This is a genomic window from Zavarzinia marina, assembly GCF_021568905.1.
GTDB classification, from domain to species: Bacteria; Pseudomonadota; Alphaproteobacteria; order Zavarziniales; family Zavarziniaceae; genus Zavarzinia; species Zavarzinia marina.
Genome location: NZ_JAKGSB010000003.1, coordinates 174933 through 194048, shown reverse-complemented (window position 1 = coordinate 194048; position 19116 = coordinate 174933). Strand labels below are relative to the sequence as shown.

Sequence of the window (19116 nt, the reverse complement as noted above, 5' to 3'; positions counted from 1 at the left end):
ACCTGATCGCCTTCGGGCCTAGGGGGAACCGGTTAGAGCTGATGTTCGAGAGTCTTTCCGATCGTCTGTCCGACGTCTTCGGCCGCCTGACCAAGAAGGGCGCGCTGACGGATTCCGACGTCGCGGAGGCGATGCGCGAAGTCCGCCTCGCCCTTCTCGAGGCCGATGTCGCCCTGCCCGTGGTCAAGGAGTTCGTCGCCGCCGTCAAGGAGAAGGCGATCGGCCAGGACGTCGTGCGCTCGGTCACCCCGGGCCAGATGGTGGTCAAGATCGTCCACGACCATCTGGTCGAGGTGCTGGGCGGGGGCGGCAATACCGACATCGACCTGAACGCGCCGGCGCCCGTGCCGATCATGATGGTCGGCCTGCAGGGCTCGGGCAAGACCACCACCACCGGCAAGATCGCCTATCGCCTGACCCATCGGGACAAGAAGAAGGTCCTGATGGCGTCGCTCGACACCCGCCGTCCGGCCGCCCAGGAGCAGCTGAAGGTGCTGGGCGAGCAGGCGAACGTGCCGACCCTGCCGATCATCGCCGGCCAGGGCCCGGTCGACATCGCCCGCCGCGCCATGACCGCGGCGAAGCTCCAGGGTTATGACGTCGTCATCCTCGACACCGCCGGCCGCCTGCACGTCGACGAAGCCCTGATGCAGGAGATCGAGGCGGTCAAGCGCGAGGCGAACCCGCATGAAGTAATGCTGGTCGCCGACAGCCTGACCGGCCAGGACGCGGTCACGGTGGCGCAGCAGTTCCACGAGCGCATCGGCCTGACCGGCATCGCGCTGACCCGTGTCGACGGCGACGGCCGCGGCGGCGCCGCGCTCTCGATGCGCGCGGTCACCGGCGTGCCCCTGAAGCTGATGGGTCTCGGCGAGAAGCTGGAAGCCCTCGAAGTCTTCCACGCCGACCGTATCGCCAACCGCATCCTCGGCATGGGCGACATCGTCTCCCTGGTCGAAAAGGCGGCGGAGACCATCGACCAGCAGGAAGCCGAGAAGATGGCGGCCAAGCTGGCGAAGGGGAAGTTCGACCTGGACGACCTGTCCCAGCAGCTGAAGCAGATGCGCAAGATGGGCGGCATGCAGGGCATGCTGGCCATGCTGCCCGGCGTCGCCAAGATGAAGGACCAGTTGGCCAAGGCCAATATCGACGACAAGGCGATCAAGCGCCAGGAGGCGATCATCTCCTCGATGACGCCGAAGGAGCGCAAGAACCCCCAGATCATCCAGGCGAAGCGCAAGATCCGCATCGCCAAGGGCTCCGGCACCACGGTGCAGGACGTGAACAAGTTGCTGAAACAGCATCAGCAGATGGCCGACATGATGAAGCGCATGGCCAAGCTCGGGAAGAAGGGCATGATGCGCGGCGGTCTCGGCGCCCTCTTCGGCGGTGGCGGCGGCATGCCCCCCGGCGGTTTCGGCGGCCCCGGCGGCGGATTTCCGCCCGGTGGCCTCGGCGGTCCCGGTGGCGGTTTCCCGCCCGGCGGCCTCAAGTGATCAACCCCATCCCATCCATTCGAACCCAACCCAATACGGAATTGACGAGAGAAGGAACCTTAGATGTCCGTTTCCATTCGCCTGTCGCGCGGCGGTGCCAAGAAGCGCCCCTACTACCGCATCGTGGTGGCCAACAGCCGTTCGCCGCGTGACGGCCGCTTCATCGAGCGCCTCGGCACCTATAATCCCCTGCTGCCGCAGGACCACGAGCAGCGCCTGACCCTGAACGAGGAACGCGTGAAGTACTGGCTGTCGCAAGGCGCCCAGCCCACCGACCGCGTCGCCAAGTTCCTCGGCTACAAGGGCATTGCCGCCGCCCCGGCGATCTCCGAGCAGCCGAAGAAGTCCGCCCCGAAGGCCAAGGCCCAGGAGCGCGCGAAGGCCGCCGCCGAGGCTGCCGAAGCCGCTGCGGCCGCCGCCGCCGAGGCCTGAGCCGCACGCCGTATCTGACAGGGTTCCATCGTCATGGCCGTCTCGACGAAGACATCGCCGCCCGCCGGCACCGCGACCCAGGTCGCGGTGGACGGGCCCGGCTTTGTCTGCGTCGGCGCCATCGCGGGGGCCCATGGCATCAGGGGCGAGGTGAAGGTGAAGCCCTTCACCGCCGATCCCCTGGATGTCGGATCCTATGGCCCGGTGCTCACGGCGCGCGGCACCAGCCTCGACCTCGAACCCCTGCGGGTCCAGGGCCAGGTGGTGGTCGCACGGATCGAAGGCATCGCGGACCGTAACGCGGCCGAGGCCCTGAAGGGCCTGCGCCTCTACGTCCCGCGCGACGCCCTGCCCGAGACGGACGACGAGGACGAATTCTACCATGCCGACCTCCTCGGCCTGCCCGTCGTCGACGCGGCGGGCGAGACCATCGGCACGGTGCGCACGATCCAGGATTTCGGCGCCGGCGACATGCTGGAAATCGCGCTGGCGGCGGGCGGCACCGCCTTCCTGCCCTTCACGCGCGAGACCGTGCCGACCGTCGACCTGAAGGCCGGGCGTCTGACCGCCGTGCCGCCCGAAGGCTGGCTGGCGGTGCCCGAGGCCAAGGAAGGGGACGACCGATGAACGCCCCCCTGAACGCCCCCTGGACCGCGAAAGTGCTGACCCTCTATCCGGAGATGTTCCCCGGCACGCTCGGCCATTCCCTGGCCGGCCGCGCCCTGGCGGACGATCTCTGGCGCCTGGAGGCCAGCGACATCCGGGCCTACGCCACCGACCGCCACCACATGGTGGACGACACCCCGGCCGGCGGCGGCCCGGGCATGGTGATGAAGCCGGACGTGGTGGCCCGCGCCATCGACGCGGCGCGCGCGGATTTCGCGGCGGCGCCGGTGCTCTATCTCTCGCCGCGCGGCAAGCCGCTCCATCAGGATCGGGTGCGCGCCCTGTCCGAGGGGCCGGGCGTCGTCCTCCTGTGCGGTCGCTTCGAGGGCGTCGACCAGCGGGTGATCGACGGCCGCGCCCTGGAAGAGGTTTCGATCGGCGACTTCGTCCTCTCCGGCGGGGAGCCGGCGGCGATCTGCCTGATCGACGCCGTCGTGCGCCTGATCCCCGGGGTGATGGGTGCCGCCGAGACCCTGGCGGAGGAGAGCTTCACCGGCGATCTCCTCGAATATCCGCATTACACCAGGCCGCAGGAATGGGAGGGACGGCGCGTGCCCGACGTCCTCCTGTCCGGACACCACGGCCGCATCTCTTCCTGGCGCCGCGAGCAGGCCGAAAGCCTGACGCGCGAACGCCGTCCCGACCTCTGGTCGCGCTATCTGGCCCGCGACGGCCGGGGGCCGCGACCGACCGACATGCAACCCATTGCCGTTTCTCGAAAGGACTGAACCCATGACCAACATCATCGACCAGCTCGAAGCCGAGCAGATCGCCGCGGTCACCGAAGGCAAGACCATTCCGGCCTTCCGCCCGGGCGACACCGTGAAGGTGAACGTGAAGGTCGTCGAAGGCACCCGCGAGCGTATCCAGGCTTTCGAAGGCCTGGTGATCGCCCGCAACAACAAGGGCGCCAACGCTTCCTTCACCGTGCGCAAGATCTCCTACGGCGAGGGCGTGGAGCGCGTGTTCCCGCTGTACTCCCCGCGTCTCGACTCGATCCAGGTGATCCGTCGCGGCAAGGTGCGTCGCGCGAAGCTCTATTACCTGCGCGCGCTGCGCGGCAAGGCGGCCCGCATCGTCGAGAAGGTCGACCGCCGCGAAGGCGCCAAGGGCGCGTCCAAGGGCGCGTAACGTCCATCTTCCCGCGTCATCCCGGCGCAGGCCGGGATCTCGTGGGGATTGGCGTCGAAAGGCCCCGGCCCGCGCCGGGGCGACGAGTGCTTTGTCAGGGAAAAGAAGAAGATGTCAGGTCCGCGCACGCTCTACGACAAGATCTGGGACAGCCATTTGGTCGACATGGCCGAGGACGGCACCGGCCTCCTCTACATCGACCGGCACCTCGTCCATGAAGTGACGAGCCCCCAGGCGTTCGAGGGCCTGCGCATGACCGGCCGCAGGGTCCACCGCCCCGAGGCGACTCTGGCCGTGCCCGATCATAACGTACCGACGACGGATCGTTCGAAAGGGATTTCCGATCCCGAATCCGCCCTGCAGGTCTCGACCCTCGAGGCGAACTGCAAGGAGTTCGGCGTCGAATATCTGGGCATGGAAGACATCCGCCAGGGCATCGTGCACATCGTCGGCCCGGAACAGGGCCTGACCCTGCCGGGCATGACCATCGTCTGCGGCGACAGCCACACGGCGACCCATGGCGCCTTCGGCTCGCTGGCCTTCGGCATCGGCACCTCCGAGGTCGAGCATGTGCTGGCCACCCAGACCCTGATCCAGAAGCGCTCCAAGAACATGCGCATCACGGTCGACGGCGAGCTGAGCCCGGCGGTGACCGCGAAGGACATCGTGCTGGCCATCATCGGCAAGATCGGCACGGCGGGCGCCACGGGTTACGTGGTCGAATTCGCCGGCTCGGCGATCCGCGGCCTTTCGATGGAAGGGCGCATGACCGTCTGCAACATGACGATCGAGGCGGGTGGCCGCGCCGGCCTGATCGCGCCGGACGAGACCACCTTCGCCTATGTCGCCGGCAAGCCGCGCGCGCCGAAGGCCGGCGGTTTCGAGCAGGCGGTTTCCTACTGGAAGACGCTGACGACCGACGAGGGCGCGGTGTTCGACAAGGAGATCTTCCTCGACGCCGCCGAGATCGTGCCCCAGGTGACCTGGGGCACCAGCCCCGAGGACGTCCTGCCCATCACCGCCAAGGTGCCGGACCCGGCCGACGTGGCGGACGAGGGCAAGCGCACCGCGATCACCCGTGCGCTCGCCTATATGGGCCTGACGCCGGGCACGCCGCTGGAAGAGGTGAAGATCGACCGGGTCTTCATCGGTTCCTGCACCAATGGTCGGATCGAGGATCTGCGCGCCGCCGCCGCCGTCGCCAAGGGCCGCAAGGTCGCCGCCCATGTCGGCGCCATGGTCGTGCCGGGCTCGGGTCTGGTGAAGGAGCAGGCGGAAGCCGAGGGGCTGGACAAGATCTTCCTCGAGGCCGGTTTCGAATGGCGCGAGCCGGGCTGTTCCATGTGCCTTGCCATGAACGCCGACCGGCTGGAGCCGGGCGAGCGCTGCGCCTCGACCTCGAACCGCAATTTCGAGGGCCGTCAGGGCCGTGGCGGCCGCACCCATCTGGTCAGCCCGGCCATGGCGGTCGCGGCGGCGGTCACCGGCCATCTGGCCGACATCCGCAAGATTTGATCCCGGGAGGTTACGATGGAACCCTTCAAGAAACTGACCGGCGTCGCCGCCCCCCTGGACCTGATCAATATCGACACCGATATGATCATCCCGAAGCAATTCCTGAAGACGATCAAGCGCACCGGTCTCGGCGTGAACCTCTTCGCCGAGATGCGCTATGACGACGACGGCAAGGAAAACCCGGATTTCGTGCTGAACCAGCCGGCCTGGCGGAAGGCGCAGATCCTGGTCGCCGGCGCCAATTTCGGCTGCGGCTCCAGCCGCGAGCATGCGCCCTGGGCGATCCTCGACTTCGGCATCCGCTGCGTCATCGCGCCGAGCTTCGCCGACATCTTCTACAACAATTGCTTCAAGAACGGCATCCTGCCGATCATCCTGCCGCAGGAACAGGTCGACCTCCTGATGGACGACGCCAAGCGCGGCGCCAATGCCATCGTCACCGTCGACCTGGAAAGCCAGGAAATCACGGGGCCGGACGGCGGCAAGATCAAGTTCGACGTCGATCCCTTCCGCAAGCATTGCCTGATCAACGGCCTGGACGACATCGGCCTGACGCTGGTGAAGAAGCCGTCGATCGACACCTTCGAGGACCGGCAGAAGCTGTCCCAGCCCTGGCTCTACGCCTGAGGCCACACGCTCGTCGTCCAAAAACTCGTCGTCCCGGCGCAGGCCGGGACCTTTCGACGGAAGGGGCACGGGCCCTACGCGGATGAAGATCCCGGCCTTCGCCGGGATGACGCCTGAAATAGATTTGAGGAAAAAATAATGGCCAACAAGGGCAAGCTCCTGATCCTGCCGGGCGACGGCATCGGTCCCGAAGTGATGCGCGAGGTTCGCCGCGTCATCGACTGGATGGCGAAGAAGCGCGGCATCACCTTCGAGGTCGAGGAAGCCCTGGTCGGCGGCGCCTCGATCGACGCCTACGGCAAGCCCGTCACCGACGAGACCATGGACATCGCCCTGGCCGCCGATGCCGTGCTGCTGGGCGCCGTGGGCGGTCCCAAGTGGGACGATCTGCCCTTCGAGGTGAAGCCGGAGCGCGGCCTGCTGCGCCTGCGCAAGGACCTCGGCCTGTTCGCCAACCTGCGCCCCGCCATGTGCTTCGACGCCCTGGTCGATGCCTCGACCCTGAAGCCCGAGATCGTGCGCGGCCTCGACATCATGATCGTGCGGGAACTCACCGGCGGCGTCTATTTCGGCACCCCGCGCGGTATCGAGACCCTGCCCGACGGCAGCCGCCGGGGCGTAAACACTCAGGTCTATACGACCGAGGAGATCCGCCGCGTCGCCCGCGTCGCCTTCGACATCGCGACCAAGCGCAACAACAAGGTTACCTCGTCCGAGAAGGCCAACGTCATGGAATCCGGCATTCTGTGGCGCGAGGAAGTGACCTTCGTCCACGACAAGGAATTCCCCGGCGTCGAGCTGTCGCATATGTACGCCGACAATTGCGCCATGCAACTCGTCCGCAATCCGAAGCAGTTCGACGTCATAGTGACCGACAACCTGTTCGGCGACCTGCTCTCCGATGCCGCCGCCATGCTCACCGGCTCGCTCGGCATGCTGCCCTCCGCCTCGCTGGGCGCGGCGGATGCCAACGGCAAGCGGAAGGCGATGTACGAGCCGGTCCACGGTTCGGCGCCCGACATCGCCGGCAAGGACCTGGCGAACCCGATCGCCACCCTGCTCTCCTTCGCCATGGCGCTGCGCTATTCCTTCGATCTCGGCGCCGAGGCCGATCTTCTGGAGAAGGCGGTCGAGAACGTGCTGGGCGGGGGCTTGCGCACCGGCGACATCATGCAGCCCGGCATGGCCAAGGTTTCGACCGGCGTCATGGGCGAGTCGATCGTCCGCGCCCTCGACAAGCTGGCCGCCTGACGCAAGGCGCTTCCCCGTCGGCGCATGGTCGGCGGGGAAGGACAGGCTTTCGAAATGGCCCGGAAACGCCTATATAGCGGGCCATGGACGGCATTCAATTCCTCAAGATGCATGGCCTCGGCAATGACTTCGTCATCGTCGACAGCCGCAACTCCCCCGTGGAGATCAACGAGACGCTGGCGCAGGCGATCGCCGACCGGCGCACGGGGGTCGGCTGCGACCAGTTGATCGTGCTGGAACCCTCGGCCGACGCCGACGTCTTCATGCGCATCTGGAACGCGGACGGCAGCCAGGCGGGCGCCTGTGGCAATGCCACGCGCTGCGTGGGCGCGCTGATGATCGCGGGCGCGCGGCGGAACGACGTCAGCATCGAGACCGTCGCCGGCATCCTCAAGGCATCCTCCGCACCCGACGGCTATATCACCGTCGACATGGGCCCGCCGCGCCTGGGCTGGGACCAGATCCCGCTGGCGCGCGCAATGGATACCGCCCGCCTCGACTATGCCGTGGCACCGGGCATCGCCAGCCCCGGCGCCGTCTCCATGGGCAATCCCCATGTGATCTTCTTCGTCGATGATGCCGAAAGCGTGAAGGTGGAGGCGCTGGGCCCGGTGGTCGAGAAGGATTCCCTGTTCCCCGAGCGGGCCAATGTCTCCTTCGTCTCGAAGAATGCCGACGGCTCCTTGCGCGTCGTCGTCTGGGAGCGCGGCGCCGGGCGCACGCCCGCCTGCGGGTCCGCCGCCTGCGCCGTCGTCGTCGCGGCCACCCGCCGGGGCCTGATCGAGCGCAAGGCCGCGATCTGGATGGACGGCGGCCGGCTCGACATGGAATGGCGGGCCGAGGACGATCACGTGATCATGACCGGCCCCGTCGCCGTCGCCTTTTCGGGTGTCATTGCCCTGCCGCCGCGCGTGCAGGCGGCCTGAGATCCGATGTCCGCCCCGCCCCCCGCATCAGGGATCGAGGTCATCACCTTCGGCTGCCGCCTCAACGCCTATGAATCCGAGGTGATGAAGCGGAACGCCGAGGATGCCGGCCTGGACCATGCGGTGATCGTCAACACCTGCGCCGTCACCGGCGAGGCGGTGCGCCAGGCGCGCCAGGCGATCCGGAAGGCAAGGCGCGACAATCCCGGTGCCCGCCTCATCGTCACCGGCTGCGCCGCCCAGATCGAGCCCGAACGCTTCGCCGAGATGGACGAGGTCGATCAGGTCATCGGCAATATGGAGAAGATGGTGGCGGAAGGTTTCCGCCCCGCATTCGGGCCCGACTTCGGCATCGATGCCGCCGAGAAGATCCGCGTCGCCGACATCATGGCGGTGACCGAGACCGCCGGCCATCTGGTGGAGGGTTTCGAGGGCCGCGCGCGGGCTTTCGTCCAGGTCCAGAACGGCTGCGATCACCGCTGCACCTTCTGCATCATTCCCTATGGCCGTGGCCCGTCCCGCTCCGTCCCCATGGGCGCCATCGTCGATGAGGTGCGCCGCCTCGCCGCCGCCGGCCACAACGAGGTGGTGCTGACCGGGGTCGATCTGACGTCCTATGGCGAGGATCTGCCGGGCCGGCCCAGCCTCGGCCAGCTCACCCGGCGCCTCCTCAAGGCCGTGCCCGAACTGCCGCGCCTGCGCATTTCCTCGATCGACGCGGCGGAGGCGGACGACGACCTGATCGCGGCCCTGGCCGAGGAAGAGCGCCTGATGCCCCATCTGCATCTCTCGCTCCAGGCCGGCAACGATCTGATCCTGAAGCGGATGAAGCGCCGCCACCTGCGCGACGATGCCATCCGCTTCGCCGCGCGCCTGCGCCAGGCCCGGCCCGACATCGTGCTGGGGGCCGATTTCATCGCCGGCTTCCCGACCGAGAGCGAAGAGGCGTTCGAGGATACGATGCGCCTCGTGGACGAGGCCGGGCTCACCTATCTCCACGTCTTTCCCTTCTCGCCCCGCCCGGACACGCCGGCCGCGAAGATGCCGCAGGTCGGCCGCGCCACCGCCAAGGCGCGCGCGGAGCGGCTGCGCGCCAAGGGGGCGGAGGCCCTCGCCCGCTTCCTCGACGGCCGCATCGGCCGGACCGAAAGCGCCATCGCCGAGACGGCGGATGTGGCCCGCACCGAACATTTCGCCCCCGTGCGGCTGGCCCGGCCGGCGGTGGCGGGCGAGATCGTGCCCGTGACCATTGCCGCCCGCGAGGGCGGGGAGTTGATTGCCGCATGAGTGATTTCGATCCCGCCCTCGAGGCCCCGACCGACGAGACCGGCGAGAAGAAGTCGGGCTGGCTCGGCCGCCTGAAGAAGGGCCTGTCGCGCTCTTCCTCCTCCCTCGGCCAGTCGATCTCGGGCCTGTTCAAGAAGCGCAAGCTGGACGACGAGACCCTGGACGAGCTGGAAGAGGCGCTGATCCGGGCCGACCTCGGCGTCGACGTCGCGGTCCATGTGCGCGAAGCCCTGACCAAGGGCCGCTTCGGCAAGGAAGTGACCGACGAGGAAGTGAAATCGGTCCTGGCGGAGGAAGTCGCCAAGATCCTGAAATATTCCGAAAAGCCCCTGGTGGTCGATGCCAGCCGCAAGCCCCATGTGATCCTGATGGTGGGCGTGAACGGCACCGGCAAGACCACCACCATCGGCAAGCTGGCCAGCCGCTTCAAGGCGCAGGGCCTGAAGGTCATGCTGGCGGCGGGCGATACCTTCCGCGCCGCCGCGATCGAACAGCTCGCGGTCTGGGGCGAACGCTCGGGCGTGCCCGTGATCACGCGGCCGCAAGGCTCGGACGCCGCCGGCCTCGCCTTCGACGCCCTCGATCAGGCGAAGCGCGAAGGCTATGACGTCCTCCTGATCGACACCGCCGGCCGCCTCCAGAACAAGGAGGGGCTGATGTCGGAACTGACCAAGATCATCCGCGTCATGAAGAAGCTGGATCCGGAGGCGCCGCACGACACGGTGATCGTGCTCGACGCCACGACGGGTCAGAACGCGGTCAATCAGGTCGACGTCTTCGAGCGCGTGGCCAAGATCACCGGCGTCATCATGACCAAGCTGGACGGCACCGCGCGCGGCGGCGTGCTGGTCGCCGTCGCCAAGAAATACTGGATGCCGATCCACGCCATCGGCGTCGGCGAGGGGATCGAGGATTTCCAGGACTTCAACGCCGAAGCCTTCGCCAAGGCTCTCGCCGGCGTCGCCGAGGGAGTGGTCTCGTGAGTGCTGAAAAGAGCGGCAGGCCCAAGGTCCACCCCCTGCTCCGCTTCGTCCTCGAGGCGGGGCCGCTCGCCGTCTTCTTCTATTGCAACACCAAATTCGGTCTCTTCACCGCGACCGGCGTCTTCATGGTCGCGACCGTGGTGGCGCTGGCGGTCGACTGGACGCTGGAGCGGCGCCTGCCGATCATGCCCCTGGTCTCGGGCGGTTTCGTGCTCGTCTTCGGCGGCCTGACCCTGATCCTTCAGGACGAACTCTTCATCAAGATGAAGCCGACCATCGTGAACAGCCTGTTCGCGATCGCGCTGTTCGGCGGCCTCGCCTTCGGGCGCGCCCTGCTGAAACCGATGTTCGGCGCCGCCTTCCAGCTGACCGAGGCGGGCTGGCGCGTGCTGACCGTGCGCTGGGCCTCGTTCTTCGTCGTGCTCGCGGTCCTGAACGAAGTGGTGTGGCGCAATTTCTCGACCGACACCTGGGTGGACTTCAAGGTCTTCGGCATCATGCCGATCACCATCCTCTTCACCCTCGCCCAGATGCCCCTGATCCTGAAGCACCAGCTTCCCGAGGAACAGGCCGAGGAACAGGCGGCGGAGTAACGCCCCCGTATTTTTTTCCCGTCATCCCGGCGAAGGCCGGGACCTTTCACCGGAAGTGGCGCCCCTGCCCCACGAGGTCCCGGCCTTCGCCGGGACGACGGGAACCGAGGTTTACGGCTTCTGCACGCCCGGAATGGTGACCCGGAAGGCGAGGATCGTGGTGTCGTTGTCGAGACCGGCGTCATAGGTATAGCCGGGCATCACGCCCTTCGTGGCCAGGAAGTCGTTGTCGTTGGCGACGAAGAGGATGTAGTCGTCCGGATGCGCGGGATCGAGAGCCGGCATCAGGGACATCGCCTCCCATTTCTCCGACAGGGTCAGGGTGGTGCCGCCCTTCGGCGCCGCCGTGTCGAGATTCATGCCGAAGCGCGCCAATTGGGCGCTGTTCAGCAGATTGATCAACTCGCCCGTGGCGACCGGGGTGATGGCGGGATCGAGCTTGCGGCCCTCCGAGATCGGCTTGGTCCCGGTCTCGTATTCGGTGCCGGCGAGATTGGTGGCGCCCGTGGTATCGGCCAGCAGGATCGACTTGTACATGATCGGCGTGGCCTTCTCGGTGCCGTAACCGGCACTGTCGCGCGCCAGCACCAGGAACTGGTGATCGTTCAGGGCGACCACTTCGCTCTGCGCCGCCGTCTTGTCCATCTTGCCGTCGCCCTTGGTGTCGACCAGGGGCAGTTGCAGGACGTAGTGGCCGACCGGCGCCTGGGGCGTCGGATCGCTCGACACGTCGTAGACGAGGACGCGGGTATTGCCGCGCTCGCCGCCCTTGCCGGCGCTGTCCTGCATGGTGGCGCTCTGCAGCACGGCGATCAGGGTCTTGCCGTCGGGGGTCAGCGCCGCCGCTTCCATGCCCTGATTGTTGCGCCGGCCGGTATCGGGCGCCTTCTTCGAATTATAGTTCAGCTTGCCCCCGGTCATGGGCGCCAGCGCCGGCACCGGCGGGATGAAGCCCGCCATCTTGCCGTCCGCATCGAACAGATAGATGCCGGCGGTATATTCGTCACCGACGTAGAAGCCGCCATCGGCGGTGAAGGCCACGGCCTCGGCGTCGAGGGCGACCTGGCGCGGGCCTTCGCCTTCGGGGCTCGGCAGGCTGTGGCCGTCCTGCACGGTGATGCCGGCATCGGGATCGAAGCCGGTGGTGGCCGTGCCGGCGAAATCGACCAGGGTCACGCCCTTGCCCGTCGGCGTCAGCACGATCTGGCTCTGGGATGCGACCTCGGCGGGCAGGTCCGCGCCGGCATAGGGCGTGAAGCGCAGGTCGAACTGCACCAGGCGGCCCGGATAGTCGGAATAGCGGTCGGCCGTGTTGTAACCCCGGTCCGGCAGGGAATAGAGGGTGGCGACATAGGCATCGCCGTCCTTCCGCCAGCTCGCCGGATCGATCGCCATGCCCGAGAAGGAACCGAGCGTCGTGCCCATGAAATCGAGGCTCGAGGCCGGTACCCGGCCGACGCCCAGCAGGCCCTGGTCGACATAGGCCACGCCGCCCATCTCCAGGGTGACCGGGCCGGTGGCGGTCGCGACATGGGCGCTGCCGTATTCGGCGGAAGCGCCGAAGGCCGGCGGCAGGCCGGCGAGAAGGGCGATGGCGGCATAGGCACCGCGCGACAGGAAGTGGCGCATGGGAATCCCCCGTCGAGAAAACTCGTGACGGTTTATGCGCCCGCCGGGCGTCCGTCCCGCGACGCTTCGGTGACGGTTGGATGACACGTCGGGCGGCAAAAACCGGCCCTGGACGGTGGAATTCCGCGTTACCATGGTCCTTTGAAGGGAGGGATCGTGATGTTGCGTCTCCTGTTCGTCCTCCTGATGCTGGCGCCCGTGGCGAAAGCCGCCGATGGGCCCCTGGTCGATGGTCCGGCGGTCGATGTCGCGCTGGTGCTGGCGGTCGATGCCTCGGGCAGTATCGACGCGGCGGAATTCGCCTTGCAGCGCCAGGGCATCGCCAGCGCCGTCACCCACCCTCGCGTGATCGACGTCATCGCCAATGGTCCGATCGGGCGGGTCGCCTTCGCCTATGTCGAATGGGGCGGGCCGGGCATGGCCGCCACCATGGTCGACTGGATGGTGGTGGTCGATGCCGCGGGGGCGGAGGCCTTCGCCGCTGCCGTGCTGGCGGCGCCGCGCTCGGCCCAGAGCTATAACGCCATCGGCGACGCCATCACCCATGGCACCGCGCTGCTTGCCGCCTGTCCCTGTTCGCCGCTGCGCCGGGTGATCGACATTTCGGGCGACAATCCGGACAACCGCAGCCATGTCGCGGCGCCCCTGGCGCGGGATGCCGCCGTCGCCGCCGGGATCACGGTGAACGGACTCGCGATCCTGAATTCGCCGCCGCCCGAAGGCATGGCCCATTGGCTGGTGCGCGACTACGAGGCGAATGTGATCGGCGGCGCCGGTGCCTTCGTCATGGCGGCCGAGGGGCGGGACGATTTCACCCGTGCCCTTCTCGACAAGCTGATCATCGAAATGTCGGGGATCGAGCCTGCGCCGTCAGAGCGGCGGCGGGCTGCGGCCGTCTTCCCCGGGCGGATTCAGGAAGGGCGCGAAACCGTGCTGGCCACGAACCCGTAGCCAGTCCTTCAGCGCCCAATGGACCGAGGGAAAGGCGAGATCGGCCCAGGGGATTTCGTCCCAATCGAACAGCCGTACCTCGAGGCTCTCGGGCCCGGCGGCGAAGCCGGGACGCGCCAGGGTGGCGCGATGGATCAACTGCACCTGGGAGATGCGCGGGATCGAATAGACCGCCAGCAGGGCGTCGATGGTGATTTCGACGCAGGCTTCCTCCCGCGCTTCACGGGCCGCCCCCTCGGCGACGGATTCGCCTTCCTCCATGAAGCCGGCGGGAATGGTCCAGAAGCCGAGGCGCGGCGGGATGGCACGCCGGGCCAGCAGGATGCGCCCCTCGTGGCTGATGACCGAGCCGACGACGATCTTGGGATTCACATAGTCGACGAAGCCGCAGGTGCGGCACACGCGGCGTTCGCGGTCGTCGCCGTCCGGCACCGCCATTTGGAAATGACGGTGGAAATGATGGGGATCGTCCGCCGGCGGCGGCTTCGCGCTGTCGTTCATGGCGGGGATTGTCGGCGCCGGTTGGGCGCCGTGGCAAGCCCTGTCGGGCGCGCCCGTCAGACCGAGAGGTCGATCAGGCGGCCGAGACCGGGCTGGAGCGGGCGGGGTGCCGTGCCCGGCGCCTCGCGCCGGGGCGCGGCCTGGGCGCCGCTGTCGCCGCCGATGCGGATATCGACGCCGCCGCGCGTGACCGGCGGCACCGCCTCCACCGTCTGGACAGCCGTGCCCTGCTGTGCGCCGACGGGCGGACGCGGCCCCGTGCCGCCCTGCTGGAGGGAGGCGAGCGCGGAGAGGATGGCGGGGCTCGGCTTGATGTCCATGGTGGTGGAGCTTTACGCCCCCTCCCTTAAGGATCGCTTAACAGGCAGAATCACGGCGCGGGAAAGCGGGCACGGGCGGCCGCCAGGCCTTCGGCGATGGCGGCATCGTCGGGGCGGAGCGCGGCGGCCTTCTCCCAGGCCGCGACCGCGTCCGGCCCGCGCCCCATCACCTCATAAGCGCGGGCGAGACGCAACCAGCCATCGACATCCCCCGGCTCGCGTTCCAGCCGCTCCGCGAGACGCGCCACCATGCCCTCGATCATGGCTTTCCGGTCGTCGGCGCTCATCTCGCCCGCCGCCTCGATGTCGGCGGCGCTGGGGCCGGGCGCTTCGGGCACGGGTTCGCCCGCCGCCTTCAAGCCGGCCTCGACCGCCGGGCGCAAGGGATCGTCGGTTTTCAGGTCGGCCAGGACGGCGCGCCACGCCGCCGCCGCCCCCGCCTTGTCGCCATCGGCGAAGCGGACATAGGCGGCGAAATGGCGAACCCCCGGATCGTCGGGCTGAAGGCCCTGGGCCTCGGTCACCAGTTTTCGCACTTCGGGCGTGACCTGCCCCTGGGCCGCCGCGATGCGCAGTTCGGCGGCGCCCAGGCGGGCCTCGACCGATTGGGGCACCAGGGCCGCCACTTTCTCGTAAGCCTCGGCCGCGTCGATCAGGCGGCCTTCCGAGGCGCGGACGCGCGCCATGAGGGCCCAGCCGCGCGGATCGTCCGGCGCCTCGGCCAGGCGCTTTTCGAGGGCATCGACCAGCTTGTCGGTCTCGGCGGCACTGCCGGCATCGGTCACCCGCTCGGCCAGGGGCTGGTCCGGCAGGCCGCCGGCACCCATGCGGTCATAGATCAGCGCGGCGGCGGCGGGCACGCCCAGCGCGACCGCGAGCGCCAGCACCAGGGACGGCTTGGCACGGGTTGCCGCCCCCTCCCCCACCTTCAGGAGACGGCGCTGAATCTCCAGGCGCGCGCCCTCGGCCTCGGCGGGGGCGATGGCGCCGCTTTCCTGTTCAGCCGCCAGTTCCTGCAACTGCGCGCGATAGACGGCGCGTTCGGCGGCGGCCTGATCCCGCGCCGGACCCGCCTTGAGCAGGGGGCGCAGCAGGACGATCGCGACGGCGGCCGCGAGCAGGGCGAAGAGGGCAAAGGTCACCCCCGGTCCTCCCGCAGCAATTCGTCGAGGCGTTTCTTCTCGTCGGCGTCGAGGGGTCGTGCCACGGCTTCCGCCGGGGCCGGCCCGCGGCGGCGCCACAGGACGATGGCGAGGCCCGCGCCCAGCACCACGAAGGGCCCGAGCCAGAGCGCCCAGGTCGACGGCTCGAACGGCGGGCGCAGCAATACCCATTCGCCGTAGCGATCGACCAGATAGGCCTGGATCGCCGCCTCGTCGTCGCCGGCCGCCAGGCGTTCGCGCACGATGCGGCGAAGATCGGCGGCCAAGGGCGCGTTGGAATCCTCGATCGACTGGTTCTGGCAGACGAGACAGCGAAGCCCGCGCGAAATCTCCCGCGCCTTCGCTTCCATCGCCGGATCGGCCATGGGCTCGTCGACACCGATCGCCAGCGCCGGGCCCATGCCGAGCATGAGCGCGAGGAGGAAGCCCGCCAGGCGCATCATTTCATCAGCCTCTCGGCCAGCGGCAGCATGTCGTTGCGGATCACGTCCTCGGTCAGGGGGCCGACGTGCTTCCACATGATCTGGCCGTCGGTGGAGACGAGATAGGTCTCGGGCACGCCGTAGACGCCCCAGTCGATCGCCACCCGGCCCGCCTGATCGACGCCGATGCGCTCATAAGGGTTACCCAATTGCTCGAGAAAGCCACGCGTGGCCGCCGGCTCGTCCTTATAGGCCATGCCGACGATGCGGATGCCCGGCACCTTGGTCAGCGCCGTCAGCAGCGGATGCTCGATCCGGCAGGGCGCGCACCAGGAGGCGAAGACATTGACCACCGTCACCGGGCCGTTGCGCAGATCGTCGGCGGACAGCCCCTTGCCGTCGTCGAGACCCGGCAGTTCGAACGCGGGCACCGGCTTGCCGATCAGGGCGGAGGGCAGTTCGGACGGATCCTTGCCCAGCCGCTCGTAGAACATGCTGCCGAGACCGATCATGACCGCCAGCGGCAGGGCCGCGATGAGGAAGCGATAGTTGCGCATGACGTCCCTATTCGGCCGCCTGGGGGCGTGGCGCCGCGCGGCGCACCGGCGCGCCGACCCGCAGCCGCCGGTCGGAGAGGGAGAAGAAGCCGCCCGCCGCCATCATCAGGCCGCCGGCCCAGATCCACATGACGAAGGGCTTCCAATAGATGCGGACGGCATGGCCCGGCCCCGTCTTCTCGCCGACGACGACATAGAGATCGCCGAGGATCGTGGGGTGGATCGCCGCCTCCGTCGTCTCCATTGGCGGGCTCTCGAAACGCCGCGTCTCGGGGAACATGGGGCCAAGGCCCGCGACCTCGAAGCGCCCGCGCGTCGCCGTATAGTTGGGACCCGGCACGTCCTCGACCCCCTCGAAGGTCAGGGACCAGCCCGCGATCTCGACCGTGTCGCCCTCTTTCATGATGCCGAGATGTTCCTCGGCGAAGCCGCTCGCCGCCGCGATGCCGAAGATCGAGACGGCAAGCCCCATATGGGCCAGCGACATGCCGACGGCGCCGCGCGGCAGCGCGACCAGACGGCGCAACGCGCCCGGGACGCCGCGCTTTCTGAACTGCACGCGTTCCAGCACCTCGACCACCACCGAACCCGCCAGGAAGAAGGCGACGATGAAGGCGAGCACCGGCAGCAGCGGGGCATCGACGGTCAGCCAGAAGACGAGCAGGCCCCCGACGGCCGAGGCGAGCGCGATGAATTTCAGCCGGCCGAGCACGCCCAACAGGTCGCCCCGCTTCCACGGCAGCAGCGGCCCGATGGCGAGCGCCACCATCAGCGGCACCATCAGGGGCATGAAGGTCGAATTGTAATAGGGCGGCCCGACCGAGACCTTGGCCCCGCCGAGGGCATCGAGGATCAGGGGATAGAGCGTGCCGAGGAGCACGGTCGCCGTCGCGGTGGCCAGGAGGAGATTGTTCAGGACCAGCGCGCCTTCGCGGCTGACGGTCTGGAACATGCCGCCGGGCTTCAGGGCGGGCGCGCGGACGGCATAGAGCGCCAGGGCGCCGCCGGTCACCGCCAGCAGGAAGATCAGGATGAAGAAGCCCCGCGTCGGATCGGAAGCGAAGGCATGGACCGAGGTCAGCACGCCGGAACGGACCAGGAAGGTGCCGAGCAGCGAGAGCGAGAAGGCGATGATGGCGAGCAGGATGGTCCAGCTCTTCAAGGTGTCGCGCTTCTCGACCACGATGGCGGAATGGAGCAGCGCGGTCGCCGCCAGCCAGGGCATGAGCGAGGCATTCTCGACCGGGTCCCAGAACCAGAAGCCGCCCCAGCCGAGTTCGTAATAGGCCCAATAGGAACCGCCGGTGATGCCGATGGTCAGCATGGCCCAGGCGGCGAGCGTCCAGGGCCGCACCCAGCGCGCCCAGGAGGGCGGCACGCGCCCCTCGATCAGGGCGGCGACGGCGAAGGAGAAGGCGATCGAAATGCCGACATAACCGGCATAGAGGAAGGGCGGATGAAAGGCGAGGCCGGGATCCTGGAGGATCGGGTTCAGGCCGTTGCCTTCCAGCGGTGCCGGATCGATGCGCGCGAAGGGATTGGAGGTGAAGAGCATGAAGGCGATGAAGCCGACGCCGACCAGCCCCTGCACCGACAGCACGCGGGCGCGGAACGTCTCGGGCAGATTGCGCCCGAAGACGGCGACCATGGCGCCGAACATCGTCAGCATCAGGGCCCAGAGCAGGAGCGATCCCTCGTGATTGCCCCAGACGCCGGTCACCTTGTAGAGCATCGGCTTCTTCGAATGGGAATTCTCGAAGACGTTGAGGACCGAGAAGTCCGAGGTCACATAGGCATGGACCAGGGCGGCGAAGGCGGCCGCCACCAGAAGGAACTGGAGGACGGCGGCATGATCGCCCAGGCGGATCGACGGGACATGGCCCCGGGCCGCGCCGGCCAGCGGCACGATGCCCTGCACCAGCGCCACGCAGAAGGCGAGGATCAGGGCGAAATGGCCGAATTCGGCGATGCCGGGGCTGCCGCTCATCGGGTGACCGCGGCTTCGGTGCCGGGATGCGGCGCGCTCGGCAGGGGATCGCCCTCCTGCCAGCGGCCGGATGCCTTCAGGGACTCGACCACTTCCTTCGGCATATAGGTCTCGTCGTGCTTGGCCAGCACTTCGGCGGCCTTCACCGTGCCGTCGGGCTGGCGGTGGCCTTCGGCGACCACGCCCTGACCTTCGCGGAACAGCGCCGGCAATATGCCGCGATAGGTGACATGGACGCTGGTCGCGAGGTCGGTGATGTTGAAGGCGACGGTGGTGCCGTCGTCGCTGCGCACGACGGAGCCCTGCTCCACCAGACCGCCGATCCTGATGCGCTGGGTCGGCGGCGGCGCCTTTTCGACGATCTCGGTCGGCGACAGGAAGAACACGAGCTGATCGCCGAGCGACGACAGCACGAGCCCGGCGGCGGCCCCGAGGCAGGCGAGCCCGGCGATGCCGATCATCAGGCGGCGGCGCTTTCTGGGTGTCATGCGGCGGTCCTCGGCCGGGCGCGGCGCGCCGGCCGCGAATGTTCCAGAAGGGCGAGCCGCGCTTCCGCGCTCTTCAGACGGCGCCAGGATGCGACGGCAAGCCCGATCACGACGAGGAAGGTGGTGCCGAAGGCGGGCCAGACGTATGCGGCATAACCGCCCATGGCGAGGAACTGCGCGAGGTCGTCCAT

General features: G+C 68.4%; 22 protein-coding genes. 13 read left to right on the top strand and 9 right to left on the bottom strand.

Annotated elements, in window-relative coordinates; genetic code table 11:
• Positions 1-41: 41 nt before the first annotated feature.
• The 12 genes from ffh (at position 42) to L2U69_RS09745 (ending at position 10907) form a co-directional block, all read left to right on the top strand.
• Positions 42-1496: a signal recognition particle protein gene (ffh, locus tag L2U69_RS09800; protein WP_236106625.1), complete on the top strand. Its 1455-nt coding sequence runs from the start codon at positions 42-44 to the stop codon at positions 1494-1496.
• Positions 1497-1559: 63 nt separating this feature from the next.
• On the top strand, positions 1560-1928 hold the full coding sequence (gene rpsP / locus L2U69_RS09795; protein WP_236106624.1) for a 30S ribosomal protein S16: 369 nt from the start codon (positions 1560-1562) through the stop codon (positions 1926-1928).
• A 33-nt stretch (positions 1929-1961) separates the two neighbouring features.
• Complete coding sequence (gene rimM, locus L2U69_RS09790) at positions 1962-2555, top strand: ribosome maturation factor RimM (protein WP_236106623.1); 594 nt, start codon at positions 1962-1964, stop codon at positions 2553-2555.
• Positions 2552-3322 carry a tRNA (guanosine(37)-N1)-methyltransferase TrmD gene (trmD, locus tag L2U69_RS09785; protein ID WP_236106622.1) on the top strand — a complete coding sequence of 257 codons (771 nt, stop codon included), beginning with the start codon at positions 2552-2554 and terminating at the stop codon, positions 3320-3322. The genes rimM and trmD overlap by 4 nt, the downstream gene beginning before the upstream one ends.
• Positions 3323-3326: 4 nt before the next feature.
• On the top strand, positions 3327-3725 hold the full coding sequence (gene rplS / locus L2U69_RS09780) for a 50S ribosomal protein L19 (protein WP_236106621.1): 399 nt from the start codon (positions 3327-3329) through the stop codon (positions 3723-3725).
• Positions 3726-3836: 111 nt separating this feature from the next.
• Complete coding sequence (gene leuC / locus L2U69_RS09775) at positions 3837-5240, top strand: 3-isopropylmalate dehydratase large subunit (RefSeq protein ID WP_236106620.1); 1404 nt, start codon at positions 3837-3839, stop codon at positions 5238-5240.
• Positions 5241-5255: 15 nt separating this feature from the next.
• The gene (leuD, locus tag L2U69_RS09770) at positions 5256-5867 is read left to right on the top strand and encodes a 3-isopropylmalate dehydratase small subunit (RefSeq protein ID WP_236106619.1); all 612 of its coding nucleotides are present in this window, start codon (positions 5256-5258) and stop codon (positions 5865-5867) included.
• Between the two features lie 138 nt (positions 5868-6005).
• Complete coding sequence (gene leuB / locus L2U69_RS09765) at positions 6006-7118, top strand: 3-isopropylmalate dehydrogenase (RefSeq protein WP_236106618.1); 1113 nt, start codon at positions 6006-6008, stop codon at positions 7116-7118.
• Positions 7119-7201: 83 nt separating this feature from the next.
• Positions 7202-8044, top strand: a complete 843-nt coding sequence (gene dapF, locus L2U69_RS09760; RefSeq protein WP_236106617.1) for a diaminopimelate epimerase — start codon at positions 7202-7204, stop codon at positions 8042-8044.
• Positions 8045-8050: 6 nt separating this feature from the next.
• Positions 8051-9331 carry a tRNA (N(6)-L-threonylcarbamoyladenosine(37)-C(2))-methylthiotransferase MtaB gene (gene mtaB / locus L2U69_RS09755; RefSeq protein ID WP_236106616.1) on the top strand — a complete coding sequence of 427 codons (1281 nt, stop codon included), beginning with the start codon at positions 8051-8053 and terminating at the stop codon, positions 9329-9331.
• A complete protein-coding gene (ftsY, locus tag L2U69_RS09750) occupies positions 9328-10314 on the top strand; it encodes a signal recognition particle-docking protein FtsY (RefSeq protein ID WP_236106615.1) in 987 nt (328 codons plus the stop codon). Before mtaB ends, ftsY begins: the two co-directional genes overlap by 4 nt.
• The gene (locus L2U69_RS09745) at positions 10311-10907 is read left to right on the top strand and encodes a septation protein A (protein WP_236106614.1); all 597 of its coding nucleotides are present in this window, start codon (positions 10311-10313) and stop codon (positions 10905-10907) included. The genes ftsY and L2U69_RS09745 overlap by 4 nt, the downstream gene beginning before the upstream one ends.
• A 111-nt stretch (positions 10908-11018) precedes the next feature.
• Here the strand turns inward: L2U69_RS09745 and L2U69_RS09740 are convergent, their stop codons facing one another.
• Positions 11019-12536: an esterase-like activity of phytase family protein gene (locus L2U69_RS09740; protein ID WP_236106613.1), complete on the bottom strand. Its 1518-nt coding sequence runs from the start codon at positions 12534-12536 to the stop codon at positions 11019-11021.
• 159 nt (positions 12537-12695) lie between these two features.
• Between L2U69_RS09740 and L2U69_RS09735 the strand changes: the two genes are divergently transcribed.
• Positions 12696-13487 carry a DUF1194 domain-containing protein gene (locus L2U69_RS09735; RefSeq protein ID WP_236106612.1) on the top strand — a complete coding sequence of 264 codons (792 nt, stop codon included), beginning with the start codon at positions 12696-12698 and terminating at the stop codon, positions 13485-13487.
• On the opposite strand, the gene L2U69_RS09730 is transcribed toward L2U69_RS09735, so the two are convergent.
• From L2U69_RS09730 to ccmD, 8 genes are read right to left on the bottom strand one after another with little or no spacing between them, the layout of a single operon-like run.
• Positions 13407-13988 carry an NUDIX hydrolase gene (locus tag L2U69_RS09730; protein ID WP_408065809.1) on the bottom strand — a complete coding sequence of 194 codons (582 nt, stop codon included), beginning with the start codon at positions 13986-13988 and terminating at the stop codon, positions 13407-13409. The genes L2U69_RS09735 and L2U69_RS09730 overlap by 81 nt on opposite strands.
• Positions 13989-14044: 56 nt before the next feature.
• Positions 14045-14308 (bottom strand): hypothetical protein, encoded by a 264-nt coding sequence (locus tag L2U69_RS09725; protein ID WP_236106611.1) that lies wholly within the window; start codon positions 14306-14308, stop codon positions 14045-14047.
• 50 nt (positions 14309-14358) lie between these two features.
• Positions 14359-15450, bottom strand: coding sequence for a c-type cytochrome biogenesis protein CcmI (ccmI, locus tag L2U69_RS09720; RefSeq protein ID WP_236106610.1), 1092 nt, complete (start codon positions 15448-15450; stop codon positions 14359-14361).
• Positions 15447-15914 carry a cytochrome c-type biogenesis protein gene (locus L2U69_RS09715; RefSeq protein WP_236106609.1) on the bottom strand — a complete coding sequence of 156 codons (468 nt, stop codon included), beginning with the start codon at positions 15912-15914 and terminating at the stop codon, positions 15447-15449. The genes ccmI and L2U69_RS09715 overlap by 4 nt, the downstream gene beginning before the upstream one ends.
• The gene (locus tag L2U69_RS09710) at positions 15911-16450 is read right to left on the bottom strand and encodes a DsbE family thiol:disulfide interchange protein (protein WP_236106608.1); all 540 of its coding nucleotides are present in this window, start codon (positions 16448-16450) and stop codon (positions 15911-15913) included. The genes L2U69_RS09715 and L2U69_RS09710 overlap by 4 nt, the downstream gene beginning before the upstream one ends.
• Positions 16451-16457: 7 nt before the next feature.
• Complete coding sequence (locus L2U69_RS09705) at positions 16458-18437, bottom strand: heme lyase CcmF/NrfE family subunit (protein ID WP_236106607.1); 1980 nt, start codon at positions 18435-18437, stop codon at positions 16458-16460.
• Positions 18434-18925 carry a cytochrome c maturation protein CcmE gene (ccmE, locus tag L2U69_RS09700; protein WP_236106606.1) on the bottom strand — a complete coding sequence of 164 codons (492 nt, stop codon included), beginning with the start codon at positions 18923-18925 and terminating at the stop codon, positions 18434-18436. Before ccmE ends, L2U69_RS09705 begins: the two co-directional genes overlap by 4 nt.
• Complete coding sequence (gene ccmD, locus L2U69_RS09695; protein WP_236106605.1) at positions 18922-19116, bottom strand: heme exporter protein CcmD; 195 nt, start codon at positions 19114-19116, stop codon at positions 18922-18924. The genes ccmE and ccmD overlap by 4 nt, the downstream gene beginning before the upstream one ends.

Coding starts and splice junctions, on each gene's coding strand:
- L2U69_RS09730 (WP_408065809.1), bottom strand. CDS start 13,988: ATGAACGACAGCGCGAAGCCGCCGCCGGCGGACGATCCCCATCATTTC.
- leuD (WP_236106619.1), top strand. CDS start 5,256: ATGGAACCCTTCAAGAAACTGACCGGCGTCGCCGCCCCCCTGGACCTG.
- L2U69_RS09725 (WP_236106611.1), bottom strand. CDS start 14,308: ATGGACATCAAGCCGAGCCCCGCCATCCTCTCCGCGCTCGCCTCCCTC.
- dapF (WP_236106617.1), top strand. CDS start 7,202: ATGGACGGCATTCAATTCCTCAAGATGCATGGCCTCGGCAATGACTTC.
- leuC (WP_236106620.1), top strand. CDS start 3,837: ATGTCAGGTCCGCGCACGCTCTACGACAAGATCTGGGACAGCCATTTG.
- mtaB (WP_236106616.1), top strand. CDS start 8,051: ATGTCCGCCCCGCCCCCCGCATCAGGGATCGAGGTCATCACCTTCGGC.
- ccmE (WP_236106606.1), bottom strand. CDS start 18,925: ATGACACCCAGAAAGCGCCGCCGCCTGATGATCGGCATCGCCGGGCTC.
- ffh (WP_236106625.1), top strand. CDS start 42: ATGTTCGAGAGTCTTTCCGATCGTCTGTCCGACGTCTTCGGCCGCCTG.
- L2U69_RS09705 (WP_236106607.1), bottom strand. CDS start 18,437: ATGAGCGGCAGCCCCGGCATCGCCGAATTCGGCCATTTCGCCCTGATC.
- ftsY (WP_236106615.1), top strand. CDS start 9,328: ATGAGTGATTTCGATCCCGCCCTCGAGGCCCCGACCGACGAGACCGGC.
- rpsP (WP_236106624.1), top strand. CDS start 1,560: ATGTCCGTTTCCATTCGCCTGTCGCGCGGCGGTGCCAAGAAGCGCCCC.
- ccmD (WP_236106605.1), bottom strand. CDS start 19,116: ATGGACGACCTCGCGCAGTTCCTCGCCATGGGCGGTTATGCCGCATAC.
- L2U69_RS09710 (WP_236106608.1), bottom strand. CDS start 16,450: ATGCGCAACTATCGCTTCCTCATCGCGGCCCTGCCGCTGGCGGTCATG.
- rimM (WP_236106623.1), top strand. CDS start 1,962: ATGGCCGTCTCGACGAAGACATCGCCGCCCGCCGGCACCGCGACCCAG.
- trmD (WP_236106622.1), top strand. CDS start 2,552: ATGAACGCCCCCCTGAACGCCCCCTGGACCGCGAAAGTGCTGACCCTC.
- leuB (WP_236106618.1), top strand. CDS start 6,006: ATGGCCAACAAGGGCAAGCTCCTGATCCTGCCGGGCGACGGCATCGGT.
- L2U69_RS09715 (WP_236106609.1), bottom strand. CDS start 15,914: ATGATGCGCCTGGCGGGCTTCCTCCTCGCGCTCATGCTCGGCATGGGC.
- L2U69_RS09735 (WP_236106612.1), top strand. CDS start 12,696: ATGTTGCGTCTCCTGTTCGTCCTCCTGATGCTGGCGCCCGTGGCGAAA.
- rplS (WP_236106621.1), top strand. CDS start 3,327: ATGACCAACATCATCGACCAGCTCGAAGCCGAGCAGATCGCCGCGGTC.
- L2U69_RS09740 (WP_236106613.1), bottom strand. CDS start 12,536: ATGCGCCACTTCCTGTCGCGCGGTGCCTATGCCGCCATCGCCCTTCTC.